Source organism: Yersinia pekkanenii, assembly GCF_001152565.1.
Classification (GTDB): domain Bacteria; phylum Pseudomonadota; class Gammaproteobacteria; order Enterobacterales; family Enterobacteriaceae; genus Yersinia; species Yersinia pekkanenii.
The window spans coordinates 1-2,140 of sequence record NZ_CQAZ01000142.1 but is presented as its reverse complement, the minus strand read 5'-3'; the positions used below and the strand labels follow the sequence as shown (position 1 = coordinate 2,140).

Sequence of the window (2,140 nt, the reverse complement as noted above, 5' to 3'; positions counted from 1 at the left end):
TGCCAGTTCTGAGTGGGTGACCGTGACCGTTAAGCTTCCTAGTGAGATGGAAGTGTTGCCATTAGATGTTTTGTACCGTTCGGATAAATGCCAGCGAGAGGTTTATGATGAAAAAACTGAGTCTCATACTAGTCGGGACAGAGGAGTGAACCCGCACCTGATAACACTTCAGAATAGCGGCGATATAAGGCAAGCTCGAGTTGCACTTGAGGGGGGCGGAAAATGTGAATGGAAACTCAGTGGTATAAGGGTTGGACTTCAACTGGCTAGAACTCTCCCTCTGGTTACGGGAAAAAATATTATCTCAACAAACTATGTTTTTGATTTTGATAATGAGGGATACAGAAATGCATTTGGGGAGGGGGCTGCAAAAAAAACGACTGGAGATCTATACTTAAAGTCTGAGTTTTTCCCTATAATTACTCATCATCGTGACAATGAAGTTACGATAAAATTATTTGGTGGTGATACTCGTTATGAACAATGGAATCGGTATTACAGAGTTTATAATATAAAACAGATAGTTATAGAGCCAGTGGTTTATTTATCGAAAGTAGTGACGCTCAATCCGCCCAAATTGCTGCCAGGAAATATTACTGCGACCTACCCTGACGGCAGTAAAGAGGAGATTCCTAATGTCAATCCAAATTATGAGAAACTACTCTCAATGAAATAGTTATTAAAAAATATACACATAGGGCTGCCGCTTCTTATATATCACGGAGGATGAAATTGAAATTATCTAATTTCCTTAGTCTATTCGCACTAATACTTCCTCTGAGCGGTTGTGCCAGTCGGCCGGATTATACCCTCAACCCTCCTGCCAGTTCTGAGTGGGTAACGGTGACTGTAAAGCTGCCACCGCAAACGGAAGTCACGCCCATGGATGTCCTGTACCGCTCGGACAAATGCCAGCGAGAGGTCTACGATGAAAAAACAGAATCTCATGTCAGTATGGATAGAGGTAAGAATCCCCAGGTCATAAGCATGATAAGGCAGGGAGGAAGCGATATCTGGCAAAACCGTATTGCTCTTGATGGTGGTGGTATGTGTGAATGGAAACTCAGTGCCATCAGAGTTGATATTCAACCTGTAAAAAATATACCGCTGACATCAGGGAAAAATATTATTCCAGCGAGTTATGTATTTGGTTTCGATGATGAGGCGTATGGCGGAGGAGAAGGCTCAGGTAGAAAAAAAGAAGTCCATGGTGACTTACACTTAAAGACAGAATTATTTCCTATGATATTTATTAATAACCTACTTAATAAGCAAACATTGAAGTTATTCGGCGGCGATGTGGAATATAAAAAATGGAGTAGGCATTACAGGAGTTATGGTGCTAAAAATATATTTATAGAACCTGTTGTGTATATGAATAAAGTTGTTGTACTTGAAAGTCCCAAAAGCAAAAGCGAACCTGCAGGAATGACGATAACTTATCCAAATGGAAAAATTGCACATGAACGTACGATTATCCCTGATTATGAAAAATTGCTCTCAATGAAATAGTTATTAAAAAATCCACACATATGCTGCCCGCTTCTTATATATCACTGAGGATGAAATTGAAATTATCTATGAGATATATTTCATTAAAAATATTTAATCCAAAAATATAATTATTTTTTGTTTTAACTGGCTGAATGAAATAAAAGTTAAACGCCATTCTATTTAAAAAATTTAATTTACCTGGAAATTAATTATGTCCAGAGGACTCGTTTTACTCGGTGATAAAACAACGCATGGCGGTTCAGTTATTTCCGCCTCTTCCACAATTACAGTGAATGGCAAGAAGGCCGCATTAGTAGGCGATATGGTGAGCTGCCCAGTTAAAGGGCACGGTACAAACCCGATCGTTGAAGGTATGCCACAACGAACCTGCGGAGGTCGTGCCGTCGTTAGTGATGGCTGCAAATGCCAGTGCGGTTGTCAGGTGATCTCCAGTGCGTCAAATAGCACGATAGGATAATCAATGGGCTGGGAACGAACTAAAGCATTAACCTCGGAACTGTCACCGCCACCGTCACTGATGTGGTGGCTGCTGGCTGGGGCCACGATGATGATCGTGGGCGTACTGTTGTTTATCCTTCATGCATCAGGAACGGTAAAGACACTTTCTGAATTCAATATCTGGTGG

General features: G+C 40.9%; 3 protein-coding genes and 1 pseudogene. All 4 read left to right on the top strand.

Annotated features, from left to right (window positions below; translation table 11 throughout):
• On the top strand, positions 1–676 hold a 676-nt coding region (locus AEP37_RS27500), incomplete at its 5' end, for a hypothetical protein (protein ID WP_244880845.1).
• A 56-nt stretch (positions 677–732) separates the two neighbouring features.
• Entirely contained in the window at positions 733–1,512 is a 780-nt protein-coding gene (locus AEP37_RS27495; protein ID WP_244880843.1) for a hypothetical protein, read from the top strand.
• 193 nt (positions 1,513–1,705) lie between these two features.
• On the top strand, positions 1,706–1,972 hold the full coding sequence (locus AEP37_RS25480; RefSeq protein WP_072086416.1) for a PAAR domain-containing protein: 267 nt from the start codon (positions 1,706–1,708) through the stop codon (positions 1,970–1,972).
• 3 nt (positions 1,973–1,975) lie between these two features.
• Positions 1,976–2,140: pseudogene (locus tag AEP37_RS27490) on the top strand (hypothetical protein); the annotation flags it as partial.

Excerpts from the sequence above, each read along its gene's own strand:
- AEP37_RS25480 (WP_072086416.1), top strand. The coding sequence starts at position 1,706 with ATGTCCAGAGGACTCGTTTTACTCGGTGATAAAACAACGCATGGCGGT.